Raw genomic sequence first — 18,638 nt, 5'->3', positions numbered from 1 at the left:
AATTTACCTCCTAAGTAATTTATCTTTCATCGCTTTTCCAACAATATCCGGTACGAATAAAGTTAAATCTCCATCAAATGTTGCAACTTCTTTTGCAAGAGATGAACTTACAAATAATTTTTCATTTGACCCTAATAAAAATACTGTCTCTACCCCATCTTTATAATGCATATTTGCCATGGCAAGAGTGTATTCACTTAAATAATCAGAAGCTGATCTCAAGCCTCTAACTATAACTTTACAATTTTTCTTTTTTGCATAATCTACAAGAAGTCCACTAAATGAATCAATTTCAATATTTTCATCATCTTTTAAAACTTCTTTAAGTAAGTATAGCCTTTCCTCCGTTGTAAATAATGATTTTTTGCTGACATTGTCAAGTACAGCTACAATTACGTGACCAAAAATAGATTTTGCCCTTTCAATAATATCTAAGTGACCATTAGTTACAGGATCAAAACTACCCGCATATATTACTTTCATTTACAAAACTCCATATTGATAGGCTTGTGTTTCCATATTTTTTGTTTTTTATTTCTGAGAAACCCTCAGGTAATTCAAAAGTATCATCAGTCTTATGTTCTATTATTAAAAGACCATCTTTTTTTAACAATCTATTTTCTTTTATTAAATTAATTGAATCTATATAATAATCTCTTTTCATAAATGGAGGGTCCATATATATATAAGAAAAAGTTTCAGATAAAAAAGATTCTAAAGCTTTTTTATAATCCATTTTTAATACTTTTGACTTATCTTTAAGCCTACACTTTTCTATATTTGAAGTAATTACATTATAGCTTTGAGATGAATTATCCACAAAATAGGAAAAATCAACACCTCTTGATAAAAATTCAAGACCATTACAACCGCTACCAGCAAATAAATCTAGAACGGTTCCTCCATTAAAATATTGACCTAAAATGTTAAAAAGGCTTTCTCTTATTCTATCAAGAGTAGGTCTTGTATTTAATCCCAAAGGGGCTGAAAGTTTTATACCTCTACAATCTCCACCTATAATTCTCATAAGTCCTCCAATTAAGTATTATTTTAACATAATACTTTAAAATTAAAAAGTCTTTGATGGGATATTTATGAGTTTATTAGAAGAATATTCTACATATTTTCTTGGAACTCATCAACAAATTTTTTGAGATTTTTATATTTACCTGTTAGATCTATATCTTCTTTTAAAATATTTTTCGCATCAGTTGACGCATAAGAAAGTATTTTTTGATCTTTTAATGGATTTGCAAGTCTTAGATTTGGAATACCAGATTGTCTTACACCCAAAATATCTCCAAAACCTCTCAATTCCAAATCTTTATTAGCAATAAAAAACCCATCTGTTGAATCGGTCATTATTTTCATTCTTCTCCAAGATATTTCGCTTTTTGAATTATTAAATAATATACAGTAACTTTGAGCATCTCCTCTACCAACTCTGCCTCTAAGTTGATGCAAGGTTGATAATCCAAATCTTTCAGCATTATAAATCATCATTACAGTAGCATTAGCCACATTTATCCCAACTTCAATTACTGTAGTGGAAACGATTAAATCAATTTTTCTATTTTTAAAATCCTCCATAACTTTGTTTTTTTCATCAGTTAAAAGTCTGCCATGAAGTAAGGCAAGTTTATAATTTTTAAAAAATTTCTTTAAATCTTTAAAAACTTTTTCAACTGACTCTAAATTTTCAAAATCTTCATTATCCTCGATCAATGAGCATATTACATATGCTTGGTGACCAGCATTTAATTCTTTTTCTATAAAAGTTAAGGCTTCATTTACTTGTGAACTATTAATAGCTAGAGTTTTAATATTTTTTCTGCCTCCTGGCATTGTATCAATAATTGATATATCAAGGTCTGCATAAAGTATTAGCGATAGGGTTCTCGGTATTGGAGTAGCACTCATAATTATATTACATGCCTTATCATTTTTATATCTTAATTTACTTCTTTGAATTACTCCAAATCTATGTTGTTCATCAATAACATTGAGTCCTAAATTAAAAAATTTTACATCATCTTCTATTAAAGAATGTGTGCCTATTAAAATATCAATCATGCCATTTGCTGTATTTGTCAAAATTTCTTTCTTAACTTTACTTGAAGTTGAACCTACAAGTAATTTAATTCTAACTCCATAAGCTTCTAATAAACTGTTAAAATTTTCAAAATGTTGCTTTGCTAAAATTTCAGTTGGTGCCATAATAGCACATTGATATCCGTTTAAAACAGCTACCAGGGATAAAATTATAGATACAATAGTTTTTCCACTTCCTACATCTCCTTGAATAAGCCTATTAACAGATTTTCCATTTTGCATATCACCTGTTATATCTTTAAGAACTTTCTCCTGACCGGATGTTAATTTGTAGGGTAGGTTATTTATAAATTCATAAATTTTATTAGGAATGTTAAATTTTATACCATGTGATGAATTATTCTTATTTTGCATACTTAATATTGAAAGTTCAAAAAATAATAATTCTTCATAGACAAGCCTTTGTTTTGATAGAGCGTAGGATTTTCTATTTTCAGGTCTGTGAATATTTTTTATAGCTTTATTTTTATCAATTAAGGAGTATTTTTTTATCAAGTAATTAGGAATGCATTCTTCAAATAAATTTTTATCTATTACTTGGTCTATTAAATAATCTATATTATTATTTGTTAATCCCTTTGTTTGATTATAAATACCTCTAATCCTTCCAAGGTTTCTTATATTATCAACCTTTTCAATTTCAGGACTTGTGAGTTGAATTCTTCCTCTAAATCTTTCATATTTACCATAAATCAAATAGGTTTCACCAAAATCTATTGTATTTTTTATAAATCTATTGTTAAAAAAAATTAGCTTAGCTTCAGCACTATCATCTTCTATAAGAAAAGATGTTATGCTTAATCCTCTTTTGATATTCCTATTATCAAGTAAAGATAATATTCTACATCTAAAAGTAGCTTTTTCTCCTATGATACCTTCTGATAATTTTAATATTTTAGAAGAGTCTTCATACCTTCTTGGATAAAAATAAAGTAAATCTTTAATTGAAAAAATTCCAATATTATTAAGTAGTTTTAATCTTTTTGGTCCTACTGATTTTAAATTTTTAATATTATCATCAATATTCATGATTCACCTTCTAAAAAAAGGAGCCTCAGGCTCCTTTAATATTTAATCAAGAGAAATTATATAATAGTAAATTGGCTGTTCGGCCTTTATTAACTCAGTATCACAGTCAGGATATTTCTCCCTTAATTTCTTATCAAGGTTTTGAGCATCTTCATCCTTTATGTCAACGCCATAATATAAAGTAATAAGGGTTTTATCTTCATCCATCATTTTATCAATTGTATCAAGTACTACATCATCAAGAATTTTTCCAGAAGCTTGTAATTTTTTGTTGGAAATACTGATAAAATCACCTTTATTTACTTCTTTACCATCCATAGTTGTGTCACGAACGGCATAAGTTACCTGAGCATCGACAACACTTTGTAATGCTTGAATCATATTCTCTTTATTTTCATCATTAGATTTTAACTCATTAAATGCGAGCATAGCCGCAACGCCTTGTGGAATTGATTTAGAAGGAATTACAACTATATCCTTAGTAGAAATATCACGAGCAGCTTCTGCTGCTAAAATAATATTAGAATTATTTGGAAGAATATAAATTCTATCAGCGTTAATTTCTTCAATACCTTTTAAAATATCCTCAGTAGATGGATTCATAGTTTGTCCTCCACTTACTATAAAATCAATTCCTAAGGATTTAAAAAGCTCGCTTATTCCATTACCCATAGAAACAGCTAAAAATCCATTAGCTTTAGGTTTTTTTGAGATTTTTTCTTCTCTTTCTCTTGCCTTTTTAACTTCACTATCATCAAAAAGAATTTCTCTGTGTTGATACCTCATATTATCAATCTTTATATCCTGTAATAAACCTAATTCGCAAGCATATTCTAGAGCTTTTCCAGGATGATTTGTGTGGACATGAACTTTTATTATTCCACTTCCACCACCTCCAACTACTAGAAGGCAATCACCTATAGGTGAAAGCTTTGAGCGTAAGTCAGCAATATCTTCTGAGTCAGTATGGATGACAAATTCAGTACAGTATCCATATTTTAATGATGTATCAGCTTGACCAAAGTCAATTTCTTTTTGAGCTTTTTTCTTTAGTATTTCATCTTCAGTTAAGTTGCTAATTTTTTCACCTTTAATAACCAGTAAAGCTCCCTCTAATAAAACAACAAGACCCTTACCTCCAGCATCAACAACTTCAGCTTCTTTTAAAACTTCAAGTTTTTCAGGTGTTTTGTCTAAAGAAATGTTAGCAGCTTCTATTACATTTGTTAAAAATTCTTCAAAATTATCGTATCTATTTTGTGCTTTTAAAGCGAAATCGGCTGTTTCTCTACCAACAGTTAAAATTGTACCTTCAACTGGTTTCATAACTGCTTTATAAGTAGTATCAGAGGCTTTTTTGAAAGCAAGAGCCATCTCTGAAATACTAGCTTCATCCTTATCTTTTAATCCTTCAGAAAGGCCTCTTAAAAATTGGGATAAAATTACGCCTGAATTACCTCTAGCTCCCATAAGTGCACCTCTAGCACCCAACAAAGCAACATCAGAAACACTTGGATTATAACCTAAGCTTTCAATTTGTTTTAAGGCTGATTTCCCAGTAAGACTCATATTTGTACCTGTATCTCCATCTGGTACCGGAAAAACATTTAATGCGTTAACTTCTTCTTTTTTAGAAATAAGATAATTAACCGCTCCCTTAAAAATTTCTCTTAATAAATTACCATTTATAACTTTAGTTTCCAATTTACCCTCCACTATTTCAATCTTATTCCTTCAACAAGGACTTCAATATTATCAATAGTAAGGCCAGTAAGATTTTCTATATTAAATTTAACTCTTTCTATAATATTTTGTCCTACTACGGAAATTTTAACTCCATATTCCAATACCACATGAAGTTCTATATTAATTTGATTATTTTCAGTATTAACTTTTATTCCCTTGGAAAGATTTTCAAATTTTAATAATTCAAAAATACCATCAGCTGCATTTTTTGATGCCATTCCCACTATTCCATACGATTCCATAGCGGAAATTCCTGCAATATTTGCTATTACACTATTATCTATTACAATACTACCAAGTTCAGAATTAATAATTGCCGGCATTTGGGCACCTCCTCATATCTCTATTTATTATAGCAGAAAATTGAAATTAATAACACTATCTATTATTTACAATTGAATTTCATTAGATATAAAAAAGTTATTAGTATGAAATGAATTTAAAAAATGTAAATATATTATAAATATAATACAAATAAAAAAGGGACCTAACCAGCCCCTTTTTAGATTGCACGTTCAACTTTTTTTGATCTCAAACATCTTGTACAAATATTAATTCTTTTTGTACTTCCATTAACTATAGCTTTAACTCTTCTAATATTTGGAGCCCAGCTTCTATTGCTTTTATGGTGAGAGAATGAGACCTTATTTCCGAATACTTTTTGTTTTCCACAAATATCACATCTTTTAGCCATAAGACACCTCCCAATAAATTATTAATTTAAATGCAAAAACTATTATAACAACTTTTGATACATAATGCAAGTTTATTTTATTAATCTTTTGATTTAACTAATAAAACTTTGCCTTTTTCGATTATTATTTTACCAATTTCATCTTTTATTTCATTGCTAACTCCGAGTCCTGGCTTATTGCGACAAATGGTAAAATTTTTAACTTCATACTCCAAACCTTCGCTTGTAAAAACAGTTTGATTACTTAAAGATATTAATGAAATATATTTCTTATCATCTTTTTTAAAATAATAAGTTCCCTTTTCTAAGTAAAAAATTTCGTTATTATCATCTACTATTTTTGCTATAATATTTTTTTTGTATAGATCTATAAGTAAGAATGTATTTGCAATTTCATGGTCAAAACGACTTCCTAAAGCACCAGTAATTACTATATCTTCATAAGCTAAATCTACTAATCTTTCTAAACAAATTTCTGTATCGGTCAAATTTTTATGACTTGGATAAATTTCTCTTTTTATATTATTTTTTTCTATAAAATTAAGAGCCTTATCATCTATAGAGTCCATATCTCCGATTATTAGATTAGGTAATATATCATAATCTCTTAGCATTTTCATGCCACCGTCAGCGACTATAATGAATCTGTTTAAATACTTATCAAGTAGTTTCTTTGAAACCCTATTTCCTCCTGAAATTAATAATGCTTTTTTCATGACATTAATTCTTTGAATTTCTTAATATTATTTCTAATATCGCCTTTAAAAACTCCTGAACCTGAAACTAAAATATCTGCTCCTGCATCAAGAATTTTTTGAGCATTATCAATTTTCACTCCTCCATCAACTTCTATTAAAGTATCATAGGAATTATTTTTTATAATATTTCTTAAATCCTTAATCTTTAACAGCGAATTTTCAATGAAAGATTGTCCACCAAAACCAGGATTGACGCTCATTATTAAAACTAAGTATAAATCTTTTAAAATATATTTTAAACACGTTAAATCATCTGATGGATTTAGTGCTATACCACATTTCAAACCATAAGACTTAATTAAATTTAAAGTTCTATCTAGATGCTTAGTTGTTGAAGGATGAATTGTAATGATATCACTACCACTTTGGGCAAAATCTTTAATGTAATTCTCAGGATTTTCAATCATTAAATGTGTATCAAATTTTATATCTGTAAGTGTCCTTAATTGTTTAACAATTCCAGGACCAAAGGATATATTTGGCACGTAGTTTCCATCCATAATGTCCACATGAATGAAATCGCATTTTTCTTCATTCATAATTTTAAAATCTTCTCTAATATTTGTGAAATCAGCTGATAATATTGAAGGTGCTAACACTAATATTCCTCCTTATTTTTTAATTCTTGATATAAATATTTATAGTTCTCGTACCTTGAGATTGGAATTTCTCCATCTTGAACTTTTCTTTTTATCATACAATCAGGTTCATTAATATGATTGCAATTTAAAAATTTACATTGACCCAAATAATTTTCAAATTCCCTGAAATAATGACAAAGGTCTTTTTTATCAAGTTTTATATCTAATGAAGAAAATCCGGGTGTATCAAATATAAAATAATCGCTATTGTAATGTAGCTCTGTATGTCTTGTTGTGTGCTTTCCTCTGCCTGTTTTTTGAGAAACCTCGCCGCTTTCAATTTTTTTATCTAAAATCAATGATGAAATTGTAGACTTACCAGCACCGCTTACTCCTGCAAAAGCTACTGTTTTTCCTTTTAATTTTTCTTTTAGGATATCAATATTTAATCCAGTTTTTCCTGAAATTAGAATTGTATTAAAACCACAAATATTATATATTTTTTGTAAATTTTCAGCCTTATTAATATCTATATCCGCTTTATTTATGGCAATAAGTATGTCTATATTTGACATTTCTATTTGAACTATTGTTTTATCAATAAGTGTTAAATTATAGTCAGGATTTTTTAGAGGAATAAATAATACAATTAAATCAACATTTGCAACCTTTGGTCTTGTTAGTATATTTTTTCTGGGATATATTTTTTGAATATATCCCAGTGTATTATCATCATAATTAAATTCAACATTATCTCCAACTATAGGACTCTCTTTTACATATCTAAAAGTTCCTCTAGCCCTAGTTTCAATAAGTTTATCGCCACTTTTAATATAATAAAATCCGCCTAAAAGTTTTACAATTTTTCCCTGCATTACTTCACTACTTCTTGTCCAACATATTGGTCATCTATATAAATTTCATATACACCCTTGCCAATAAGTTTTATATTATCTGTAGAACCGGGATCTCTATTGTAATTCCAAATTGGGTCTTGGTTAACTTCTTCGCCCTTAGAATTTTTAACTCTATAAGCCTTTATATTATGAGTTTTTCCATCGTCAGGAACTTTAATCTTATAAGAATAAGTTTTTACATCAGAATTTGAAGAATTATTTTCACTATCTTGTTCTTCCCTATTACCTTTATTAGAATCACTTTCTTCTGATTCATCAACTATATCTTCTGTTTGTGGTCCCTTAGATACATAAAGAGTTACAGTAGAACCTTTTGCAAGCTCTGTTCCTTGTTCAGGATCAATTTTATAAATTTCACCCTTTCCAACATCGCCTGAATATCCTTCTTCTATCTTTACAATAAGTCCGAGTTTTTCAAGAGCTGCCTTAGGGGCTTCAGGTGACAAACCTTTATATGAAGAAGGTATTTTTACTGGTTCATCATCTTTTCCCTTAGAAATGAAGATCTTAACTTTAGCTCCTCTCGCCACTTTCTCTCCAGCTTGAGGTTCGGTGTAAATAATCTTTTCATTTTCTATTTCTTCATCAAATATATATTCCACTTCACCAACTGCTAAACCTAAATTATTAAGTTTATCCTCAGCTAGTTCCAAAGTATAATTTTTCATTTGAGGTATTTCAACATCATCGGGTAAAGAATTAATTACAAGATTAATGGTAGAACCCTTTTCAACTATAGTTCCAGCCGCTGGGTCTTGAGAAATAACTTCTTCTGATTTTTTTGATGAATCTTCAGTAGTCGTTATTTTATATTTTAGACCTTGGCTATCAAGTTTAGCTTCAGCTTCTCCTTTTAAAGCTCCAACAACATCTACAAGTTCAACTTCTTGTACCTTATCTCTATTATTCAAACCTGCTATAGCCTTTGGTGCAACTTTTGCCAAAAGGAAAATAATTATAATGGCACAAAAAACACCTAAAATGGCTGGTGCAGCAGAATTCTTCTTCTTACGTTCTTTTTTTATAACTTCTTTATCTTTAGGAAAATCTCTGCTACTTCTATTTATATATCTTTTCTCATTAGATGGTTTGTAAATAGGATTTTCAATAACAGTAGCATCTAAATCTTCTTTTTGATAATTAGATAAAGGTTCTATAACTCTTCCGTTTACTAGAATAGATTTTATATCCTTAATTAAATCATAAACGTCTTTATATCTTTTGTTTGGATCTTTTCTAGTCATTTTTAAAACTAAATCATCAACACCTGGAGAAAGGCTTTTAACTTTATCGGAGGGTCTTGGCATATTAGTTTGAACCTGCATAAGGGCAACTGAAACAGGATTATCTGCATCAAAAGGTAGTGTTCCAGTAAGCATTTCATATAGAACTATACCCATAGAATAAATATCACTTCTATTATCAACCTTTGCTCCTCTTGCCTGTTCAGGTGAAAAATAATGAACACTTCCCATTACAGCATTAGTTGCAGTAACTGTCGTATTGTCCGCAACTCTTGCAATACCAAAGTCTGTTACTTTTACCCTATCATCTTTAGTCACCATAATATTTTGAGATTTTATATCTCTGTGGACTATATGTTTAGAATGTGCCATTTTCAAAGCTTCGGCAATCTGTAAGGCATAGTTTAAAGCTCTTTTTTCCGGTAGTTTACCATCTTCATTAATCAACTCTTTTAGAGTTTTACCATCGATATATTCCATAACAATATAATGAACAACATCATCATCAATTGTTTCACTGCCTACATCAAATATACTTACAATATTAGGGTGTGAAATACTTGCAGCGGCTAAAGATTCCCTCTTAAATTTTCTGATGAAATTACTATCATCATTATATTCAAGCTTTAATATCTTTATTGCTACTATTCTATCAAGTCTTCTATCATGAGCTTTATATACATTGCCCATACCACCGGTGCCAATTTTTTCTAAAATTTCATATCTTTTTCCTAAAACTTTACTAATCATTTAAACACCTACTCATTATATACCAAGATTAAAGTTACATTATCTATTCCGCCATTTTTTAAAGCTTCATCAATAAGAATTTCATGAACCTTTGTGGGTTCATTTTTAATAATTAAATTCAAAATATCATCATTAGATACCATATTTGTTAGACCATCCGAACAAAGCAATATTATATCAGACTTTTCTAGCTTAATTTTAGAAATTTCAAAGTCAATTTTTTCATTTGTACCTAATGCTTTTGTGAGTATATTTTTTTTAGGATGAACTTTTGCTTCTTCTTCAGTAATTTCTCCAATTTCCATTAAATAATTTACATAAGAATCATCTCTTGTTAATTGTTCTATTTTTTTATAAGCTTTATTAATCTTATAAATTCTAGAATCTCCAATATTTGCAAAGAACAATTCATCATTATTAATATATGCTAAAGTCAAGGTTGTACCCATACCTCTATATTGTTCAATATCTTTAGATTCATTAAAAATTTCTTCATTTGCATTTTTTATTGATTTTTTAATTTCTTCTATTATATCAGAATCTTTTGGATTTTCACCCAATCTACTTAAATTCTTGCTGAGGATTTGGGTTGCTAAACCTGAAGCAGTTTCACCTGCCAAGTGACCTCCCATACCATCAGCTAAGATAAAAAATTTCTTATTTTCGTCAACATAGTAAGAATCTTCATTATTCTTTCTATGTTTACCCACATTAGTCGCAGCTACAACAATCATTGAATTCACCTCTTAATAAACTGGCTCTCAATTGACCACAGGAAGCATCAATATCTGAACCCAGCTCTCTTCTAACTGTTACATTAAATGAAGCATCCTCTAAAAGCCTTTTAAATTTATTTATATCTTGTCTATTGGGTCTTTGTTCATTATATTCCTCAATAGGATTTAATGGTATAAGATTTATATGACAAAATAAATTTTGAAACATATCTTTAAGTTCATTTACATTTTTCAAAGTGTCATTTTTACCCTTGATCAGGGTATATTCAAAAGTAATTCTATTTTTAGTTTTTAAATTATAATCTTCTAAAGCTTTCTTAAGCTTGTTCAGATTATATTTTCTATTGATAGGCATTATTTTTGACCTTTCCAAATCGTTAGTTTGATGCAAAGACACAGCAAGATTAATAGGTAAAGCCGAATCAATCAATTTATATATACCATCAACTACACCACAAGTCGATATTGTGATATTTCTATATGAAGTGTTATGACCTTCTTTTGAATGTAAAATCTTTAAAAACTTAATAACATTATCAAAATTGTCTAAGGGCTCACCCGAACCCATCAAAATAAAATTCTTAACATTTATTCCAAAATAATTTTCAACTATATATACTTGGTTTAGCATTTCTGCTGGTGTCAAGTTTCTAAAAAGTCCATCTTTTGTTGAAGCACAGAAAGCACACCCCATTCTACAACCAACTTGAGTAGAAATACATTGACTATAACCAAAATTATACTTCATTAAAACTCCTTCAATTACGTTTGAATCATCTAAAGTAAAAAGAAATTTTTTAGTGGTGTCTAATTTTGAATGAAAAATTTTTAGAATTTTAATAGTATTAATTTCATCATTTTGTAAAATTTTTAAGGTGTTTTTAGATAAATTCGAATTTTCTATATCCCATCTTTTATTTTTATGAAAAAAAGTATAAAGTTGATTTGCCCTAAAAGATTTTTCACCTTTAGAACTTAGATAATCTTTTAGTTCATCTAAATACATTGAATTTAATATCACTACATCACCTGTAAATAGTATTATAGCAAATTCATCTGATAAGAAAAAGATAAATTTTATAAATGCTAATATAATCTCTGTAATTTGCAAATTGAAAAGCCATCATAATTATCAAAGGGAAATAATTTTAAAATATCCTTACCCTCTATAGTTAGAATTTTATAGTTTTTGTTTCTATCTAAAAATTCTTTAATAACACCTTCATTTTCACTATAAGATAAAGAGCAAGTTGAGTAGATAAGTACTCCCCCTTTTTTTACATATCTCCCAGCATTATTAATAATTATTTTTTGTATTTGGGCTAAATTTTTGATATCATCAAGACTTCTGTTCCATTTAATATCTGGTTTTTTTCTATATAATCCTATTGCAGAACAAGGAGCATCAACTAAGCAATAATCAAATTTATCTTCAAAATCATTATTATACTTACTTGCATCATTTATAGATACTTTTATGTTACTTACTCCTAATCTTTTTGCATTTTCCCTTATTAAATCTAATTTATACCAAGATTTGTCACAAGCTAAAATTTGACCTGTATTTTCTAAAATAGCTCCAAGATGTGTACTTTTTCCGCCTGGTGCTGCACATAAATCCAAAATCTTGGAATATTTCCTAGGATTTAAAATTTGTGATACTTTAATTGAAGAAAAATCTTGAGCATAAAAAAATCCTTCTCTAAACGCTTGTGTATCAAAAATATTTTTTGGATTTTCAATTATAATAGAATCTGGTACGAGTCCATCTCTTACATTGAAATTTTCATATTTTAATAATTTAGACAGATTATCTTTTTTTGTTTTTAAAGTGTTTACCCTAATTACAAAATCCGACTCTTGATTATTTGCCTTTAATAAATTTTTAGTAAGTTCTACACCGTAATTCTCATAAAAATATTTAGTATAAAATTTTGGATGAGAGTAATAAACACTTAAGTTTTCTATGGAATCCTCAATTTTTACTACTACTTTATCTTTACTTACTATATTTCTTAAAATTGCATTTACAAAGGATGATGAGCCTTTATTCCCATATAACTTAGCAAGCTTTACCGATTCATCGACTATTGAATAATTCGGTATTTTGTCTAAAAAATAGCATTGATATATCGCCATTTCTAAAATTATTGCAATTATTTTATGAATCTTTTTAAATCTGATTTTTGAGTTGATTTTAATGACATAATCTAAGTAAGTCCTATTTCTAATAACACCTGTGGTAATATTTTTAACAAAGGTAAAATCCCTATCAGATATATTAGATTGCTTAAATATATTCAGTTGTTCTTCTAAAAAAGCACCTTTATTATAAACATTGTCTATGATAAAGAGTGCTTTTTGTCTAATGTTATTCATCTTCGTCTTCTGCCACCATTAGTTAAAGCAAGTAATCTTAAAAATTGACCAATAGCTGTTAGTGTTGCGCCTACGTAAGTTAAAGCCGCAGCACTTAAAACTTCTTTTGTACCTTTCATTTCTTCCTGATCTAGAAAACCAGCATCTTCAATTGCAAGCTTTGCCCTTCTAGATGCATCAAATTCTACAGGTAATGTAACTATTTGAAACAATACGGCAAAAAAGAATAGAGCCACGCCAATCTGAGTTAAAAAGTATGAAAAAAAACAGCCTATTATTATAAACCAAACAGATAGATTAGAACCTAAATTTGCCATAGGCACAATAGATTCTCTAAATCTTAAAGGTTTATAATCAATCTTATCCTGAATTGCATGACCAACTTCATGAGCTGCAATTGAAATTGAAGCTATAGAGGTATTTTCATAAACGTCTTTAGATAAGCTTAAAACTTTGTTACTAGGATTATAATTATCTGTTAATCTACCGCCAATCATTTTAATTTCAACATCATAAAGATCACTAGCATCAAGTATTTTTCTTGCAGCTTGAGCCCCACTAATATTAATTTTTGAATTAATACTACCGTACTTCTCATAGGCAGATGAAATTTTAGCTTGTGCATAAAGTGCAAGTAAAATACCGGGAACTAGATAAATAAAATATTCAAAACCATAATAGTACATAATTATCCTAACCTTTCGTTTTTATCAAAATTGTGGCCTAAAAGAAATGATTTTATATCCATCCTTTTTTTGCCAGGAATTTGTAACTCTTCAACAGAAATTGCTCCATCACCTGTTTTAATTATCAATTTTTTATTATTATCTAAAATTGTTCCAGGCACTTCTCTTCCAATGTAGTCATAATTATAAGCTTTAAATATTTTAATAATTTCGTCTTTATATTTAGCTCTAGCTCCATAATAAGGATCAAGTCCTCTAATTAAATTTAAAATTTCCTCACTAGTCTTAGAAAAATCTATATTAAAAGTTGATTTAGTGATTTTTTTTGCATATGTCATTTTAGAATGGTCTTGTTCCTTAAACTGAATTGTTCCTTTATCTAAATTAATTAAGAACTCTTCAATCAACTCAGCTCCCATTTTAGCCAGAGCATTTTCAAGCTCATAGGCATTTTTATCCTTTATTGCTAGGCTTTTTTGCAAGGCTACATCACCACTATCAAGTCCCTCTTCCATTTTCATAATTGAAACACCACTTTCTTCAAAGCCATCAATAATAGCTCTATTAATGGGGGCAGCACCTCTCAAATAAGGTAAAAGTGAAGCGTGAACATTAATACAATAAAGTTTTGGTATTTGAAGAACTTCTTTGCTTAAAATTTGCCCATAGGCAACAACAACAAATATATCTGCTTGGATATTTTTTAATTTTTCTATAGATGTTGGTGAATTAATATTTTCAGGTTGAAAAACTTCTATTCCAAGTTTAATGGCTACTTCCTTTACAGGAGGAGGTAAAAGTTTTTTTCCTCTGCCCCTTTTTTTATCTACCTGACTTACTACCAGACTTACATCAGAAATTTCATTTAATTTTTCTAGTGTAGGAATTGCAAAATCAGGTGTTCCCATAAAAACTATTTTCATATTTCTAACTCTTCTAAATTATCGTCTTTTTGAACTATTCTATACATTTTTTCTGCCCTGTCTGTGTATAGTATTCCATCTAAGTGATCAATTTCATGTTGTATAATTCTTGCTAAAAAATCTTTGCAATTTATTTTTTCTTCTTTACCATCAAGAGTATTGTAAGTTACGTCAATATCTGTAGCTCTTTTAACGTCGCCTTGTTTTCCTGGGATTGAAAGACAACCTTCTCGACAAACTTCACTACCTTCTTTTCTTGTAATGACAGGATTGATTAAATAAAACCTATGTTGATTTTCTTCATCTCTATCATCAACCACTATAAGCCTTTTTAACATACCTACTTGAGGAGCTGCAAGACCAACTCCATCAGCAGAATCCATTGTTTCAAACATATCATCGACTAAAACCTTTAATCTATCATTGAAATTTTCAACTGTTTTAGATTTTTTTCTTAATATTGTATCTTCATCTGTTCTAATATTTCTAATTGCCAATTTATATCACCTTAAAATTTAATATTTAAATCTATATCCTTTTTATCATTAATCTTACTGATATTTATTACCCTTCTTAATACTTTTAATAACATTTGCTCATCTTGTGGACAAACTTTCAAAGAAAAATGAATTCTATACACATTTTTTATTTTTGGAAGTTTAATAATTTTTGTTGCTTGAACATCTAAATTTCCAATAATTTTTCCAATATTATATAAATATGCATTTGCCCATTTTATAGCTAATTTTTCATAGGTTGATGAAAATTCAAGGTTAATTATTTTAGAAAAAGGAGGATAAAGAAAAGTCCTTCTCTCCTCTAACTCTTCCTTATAAAAACCTTCATATGAATTGTCTGCTGCATACATTATTGCATAATGTTTGGGATTATATGACTGAATAATTACATCTCCTTTTTTATAAGATCTTCCAGCCCTGCCAGAAACTTGTGTAATAAGTTGGAATGTATCCTCGCTTGATTTATAAGAAGATATATATAAAGATATGTCAGAAGCAATCACTCCAACTAAGGTAACATCAGGAAAATCAAAACCCTTAGATATCATCTGAGTACCTATAATAACATCAACTTCTTTATTTTTAATCATGTGGTAATAATTCTCATAAGAATCTTTCTTAGATGTTGTATCCTTATCCATTCTTAATATTCTAGCATTTGGGAATAATTTTTTTACTTCTTCTTCAACCTTTTGTGTTCCTAATCCAAATTGTTTAATATATTTTGAACCGCAAGAAGGACAAATTTTTGGAAGACTTTTTGTATAACCACAATAATGACATATCAGTCTATTATTTGTTTTGTGATAAGTCATAGATATATCACAATTATCACATTTTATAACATGTCCGCAAGTTCTGCAAGATACAAAATTGGAAAAACCCCTTCTATTCAAAAATAAAATTATTTGTTCATTTTTCTCAAGCTTTTCCTTTATCTTGTCTTTTAAAGCCCTTGAAAAAATAGATAAATTACCCATCAATAGTTCTTTTCTCATATCTATTATTTTTGTATCAGGCAGTCTAGAACCATGAAAAGCTCTGTTTCTTAAACAGCTAAGGTTATATTTTCCTTGTTGTGCCAAATAAAAATGTGAAATATCTGGTGTTGCTGAACCTAAAACAACTTTCCCCTTATTCTCCATTCTTTTTATGGCAACTTCTATAGTGTCATATTTTAATGAATCATGAAAAGTATATGATGAATCATGAAACTCATCTACTATTATAAGACTACAATTAGAAAAAGGAACAAAAACTGCACTTCTAACTCCCACAACTATATGCACATCTCCATTAAGTATTTTTCTGTATTCTTCATATCTTTGACCTTTTGATAGTTTTGAGTGGATAATTGCTACATCATCTTGAAATTTATTCCTAAATCTTTCAATCATTTGAGATGTTAGTCCTATTTCAGGCACAAGAACTATAACATCTTCACCTCTATCTAAAGCTATTTTTGACAAATTTAAATATACTTCAGTTTTTCCGCTTCCTGTTAGACCATATAATATAGAAACTTCCTTTTTTGTACTTTCTATACTTTTAATAGCATCTTTTTGTTCTTCGTTTAATGTATGATTAGTTCCAACTTTACCTATATATTTTTTATCGCTTTTTACTTCCATATCAAATTCTGTAACTAAGTCTTTTTTTATCAGAGCTTCGATAGGAGTTGAAGACATTTTTAATTCTTTCATCAAAAGTTTTTTTGAAACATCCTTTTTTTCTATTATATAATTCACGGCTTGACTTTGTCTTTTTGTTAATCCTTGAAGTTTTTCCATAGAAAAATTATTGGATTTTTTCAAAAATTTTTCAGTTTTTATTTTAATACTAGTGATAGGGAGATATGAAAACTTTAAAATTCCTTTTTTATAAAGTTTATTGCACAGATTCTTCATATTTGAATCCATATCTTCATATAATTTATCTAAATTTATTTTCTTTAAATCTTCAAGATCCTGACCGTAGGGATATTTTTTTATATTTACAGATTTTTTTATTTTCTTTAAGTCACCAGGAGGAAGTAAGGGTGCAAAAGCCTTGGAGTAACCTAAAAGGTATCTATCCTTCATCCAAAGACCAAGCTTGATTAAATCTTCAGAAATAATAGGTTCTGCATCAAGGACATCTATGATATTTTTTAATTTACTTAAATATGGACCATTATAAGTTGAATAAATTTTCATAACTATTCCAACTCTAGTACCTTTTCCAAAGGAAACCATAACTCTCATGCCAGCTTTTAAATAAATATCAGGGTCTACTATATAGGTATATAAATTATCAATTTTATTATAATTATTTTCTATAAAAATATCGCAGTACATTTTTTCACCTACTAAAATAGCTAGGATAACCTAGCTAAATAATTTACTTATTCTGTTTAAAATCTTATCTGCAAGCTCTATTTTTGTCATGATGTTAAAGTCTTCAATCTTTAAATTTTTATCAATAATACTAGCAATATTAGTATCTGTTGAGAAACCAGCACCTTCTCTAACAATATTATTAACAACAATCATATCTAAATTTTTCGAATTTAATTTTTCCTTAGCATACTCATAAATATTAGTAGATTCTGCAGCAAAACCTACTATAATTTGTTTAGATTTTTTACTTCCATAATATTTAGCTATATCAGGATTTTTTTCTAACTCAATGTTATTTAAATCATAAGAAGAATTTTTCTTGATTTTCTCTTTGCTATAATATTTAGGTTTGTAATCTGCTGGAGCAGCGGCCTTAATTAAAACATCAGCATTATCAAAATACTTGCCAACTTGGTCAAACATATCCTGAGTGGTCTTTATTCTTACAAAATTGTCCACTTTTGGTATTTCTATATTTGTTGGACCTGAAATTAAAGTTACATTAGCTCCTCTTTTTTTAGCTCTTCTAGCTATGGCATAACCCATTTTACCAGAAGAATGATTAGATAAAAACCTAACTGGATCTATAGGTTCTATAGTTGGACCAGCAGTAATTACAAAATTTTTACCTTCAAAATCTTTTGCAGTTAAACATGTATCAATTTCATCAACAATTTCTTTAGGAGATAGCATTTTACCTTCGCCCACATCTTTACAAGCTAATAAATCTTTTTCTGTGTCTAAAACAATAATGCCTCTATCTTTAAGAGTCTTCATATTTTTTTGATTAGCAGGAGAATTTAACATATAAGTATTCATAGCTGGAGCAATAATAACTTTAGACCTTGATGCCATAAAAACAGTTGACAGCAAGTCATCTGAAATTCCGTTTGCAAATTTTCCTATAATATTTGCAGTCGCTGGAGCTACTACAATTATATCAGCCCATTTTGCTAAAGATATATGCCCCACATCCATGTTAGTTAATTGATTAAACATTTGATCATAACAAATATTGCCTGACATAGTTTGCATAGTTAATGGACTTATAAATTTCTTTGCAGCTTCTGTCATTATAACTTTAACCTCTGCTCCTTGTTTTCTTAAAATCGAACAAATGGATGGAGATTTATAAGCTGCAATCCCTCCTGTAACACCTAGAAGAATCTTTTTATTTCTTAGCATA

The 18,638-nt window shown here is 28.7% G+C and carries 18 protein-coding genes; all 18 read right to left on the bottom strand.

The annotated features are described in order from the left end of the window. Positions 1 to 3: 3 nt before the first annotated feature. Positions 4 to 483: a pantetheine-phosphate adenylyltransferase gene (gene coaD, locus F594_RS0103360; protein ID WP_019034552.1), complete on the bottom strand. Its 480-nt coding sequence runs from the start codon at positions 481 to 483 to the stop codon at positions 4 to 6. Continuing rightward, on the bottom strand, positions 461 to 1,027 hold the full coding sequence (gene rsmD / locus F594_RS0103355) for a 16S rRNA (guanine(966)-N(2))-methyltransferase RsmD (RefSeq protein WP_004824144.1): 567 nt from the start codon (positions 1,025 to 1,027) through the stop codon (positions 461 to 463). Before rsmD ends, coaD begins: the two co-directional genes overlap by 23 nt. 89 nt (positions 1,028 to 1,116) lie before the next feature. Further along, positions 1,117 to 3,141 (bottom strand): ATP-dependent DNA helicase RecG, encoded by a 2,025-nt coding sequence (recG, locus tag F594_RS0103350; protein WP_019034551.1) that lies wholly within the window; start codon positions 3,139 to 3,141, stop codon positions 1,117 to 1,119. Between the two features lie 42 nt (positions 3,142 to 3,183). Then, positions 3,184 to 4,845: a DAK2 domain-containing protein gene (locus F594_RS0103345; protein ID WP_019034550.1), complete on the bottom strand. Its 1,662-nt coding sequence runs from the start codon at positions 4,843 to 4,845 to the stop codon at positions 3,184 to 3,186. Positions 4,846 to 4,856: 11 nt separating this feature from the next. Further along, positions 4,857 to 5,210: an Asp23/Gls24 family envelope stress response protein gene (locus F594_RS0103340; RefSeq protein WP_009345966.1), complete on the bottom strand. Its 354-nt coding sequence runs from the start codon at positions 5,208 to 5,210 to the stop codon at positions 4,857 to 4,859. 179 nt (positions 5,211 to 5,389) lie between these two features. Next, on the bottom strand, positions 5,390 to 5,581 hold the full coding sequence (gene rpmB, locus F594_RS0103335) for a 50S ribosomal protein L28 (RefSeq protein WP_004824087.1): 192 nt from the start codon (positions 5,579 to 5,581) through the stop codon (positions 5,390 to 5,392). An 80-nt stretch (positions 5,582 to 5,661) separates the two neighbouring features. After that, entirely contained in the window at positions 5,662 to 6,297 is a 636-nt protein-coding gene (locus F594_RS0103330; RefSeq protein ID WP_019034549.1) for a thiamine diphosphokinase, read from the bottom strand. Beyond that, positions 6,294 to 6,938, bottom strand: coding sequence for a ribulose-phosphate 3-epimerase (gene rpe, locus F594_RS0103325; RefSeq protein ID WP_019034548.1), 645 nt, complete (start codon positions 6,936 to 6,938; stop codon positions 6,294 to 6,296). The genes F594_RS0103330 and rpe overlap by 4 nt, the downstream gene beginning before the upstream one ends. Next, positions 6,938 to 7,795: a ribosome small subunit-dependent GTPase A gene (gene rsgA / locus F594_RS0103320; RefSeq protein WP_019034547.1), complete on the bottom strand. Its 858-nt coding sequence runs from the start codon at positions 7,793 to 7,795 to the stop codon at positions 6,938 to 6,940. The genes rpe and rsgA overlap by 1 nt, the downstream gene beginning before the upstream one ends. Further along, on the bottom strand, positions 7,795 to 9,831 hold the full coding sequence (pknB, locus tag F594_RS0103315; RefSeq protein ID WP_019034546.1) for a Stk1 family PASTA domain-containing Ser/Thr kinase: 2,037 nt from the start codon (positions 9,829 to 9,831) through the stop codon (positions 7,795 to 7,797). The genes rsgA and pknB overlap by 1 nt, the downstream gene beginning before the upstream one ends. An 8-nt stretch (positions 9,832 to 9,839) precedes the next feature. Beyond that, a complete protein-coding gene (locus F594_RS0103310) occupies positions 9,840 to 10,565 on the bottom strand; it encodes a Stp1/IreP family PP2C-type Ser/Thr phosphatase (protein ID WP_019034545.1) in 726 nt (241 codons plus the stop codon). Further along, positions 10,543 to 11,589 (bottom strand): 23S rRNA (adenine(2503)-C(2))-methyltransferase RlmN, encoded by a 1,047-nt coding sequence (rlmN, locus tag F594_RS0103305; protein ID WP_026302296.1) that lies wholly within the window; start codon positions 11,587 to 11,589, stop codon positions 10,543 to 10,545. Before rlmN ends, F594_RS0103310 begins: the two co-directional genes overlap by 23 nt. Before the next feature lie 65 nt (positions 11,590 to 11,654). Next, positions 11,655 to 12,947 (bottom strand): 16S rRNA (cytosine(967)-C(5))-methyltransferase RsmB, encoded by a 1,293-nt coding sequence (rsmB, locus tag F594_RS0103300; protein ID WP_019034543.1) that lies wholly within the window; start codon positions 12,945 to 12,947, stop codon positions 11,655 to 11,657. Then, entirely contained in the window at positions 12,944 to 13,633 is a 690-nt protein-coding gene (locus F594_RS0103295; RefSeq protein WP_019034542.1) for a zinc metallopeptidase, read from the bottom strand. Before F594_RS0103295 ends, rsmB begins: the two co-directional genes overlap by 4 nt. A 2-nt stretch (positions 13,634 to 13,635) precedes the next feature. Then, entirely contained in the window at positions 13,636 to 14,556 is a 921-nt protein-coding gene (gene fmt, locus F594_RS0103290) for a methionyl-tRNA formyltransferase (protein WP_019034541.1), read from the bottom strand. Then, a complete protein-coding gene (gene def, locus F594_RS0103285; protein ID WP_004824079.1) occupies positions 14,553 to 15,053 on the bottom strand; it encodes a peptide deformylase in 501 nt (166 codons plus the stop codon). The genes fmt and def overlap by 4 nt, the downstream gene beginning before the upstream one ends. A gap of 11 nt (positions 15,054 to 15,064) precedes the next feature. Next, on the bottom strand, positions 15,065 to 17,410 hold the full coding sequence (priA, locus tag F594_RS0103280; protein WP_019034540.1) for a replication restart helicase PriA: 2,346 nt from the start codon (positions 17,408 to 17,410) through the stop codon (positions 15,065 to 15,067). Positions 17,411 to 17,440: 30 nt separating this feature from the next. Then, positions 17,441 to 18,637 carry a bifunctional phosphopantothenoylcysteine decarboxylase/phosphopantothenate--cysteine ligase CoaBC gene (coaBC, locus tag F594_RS0103275; protein WP_019034539.1) on the bottom strand — a complete coding sequence of 399 codons (1,197 nt, stop codon included), beginning with the start codon at positions 18,635 to 18,637 and terminating at the stop codon, positions 17,441 to 17,443. Position 18,638: the final 1 nt, after the last annotated feature.

The organism is Peptoniphilus lacrimalis DSM 7455 (genome assembly GCF_000378725.1).
Lineage (GTDB): Bacteria > Bacillota > Clostridia > Tissierellales > Peptoniphilaceae > Peptoniphilus_A > Peptoniphilus_A lacrimalis.
The sequence above is the reverse complement of the archived record's forward strand: the minus strand, read 5'-3'. Positions and strand labels throughout refer to the sequence as shown.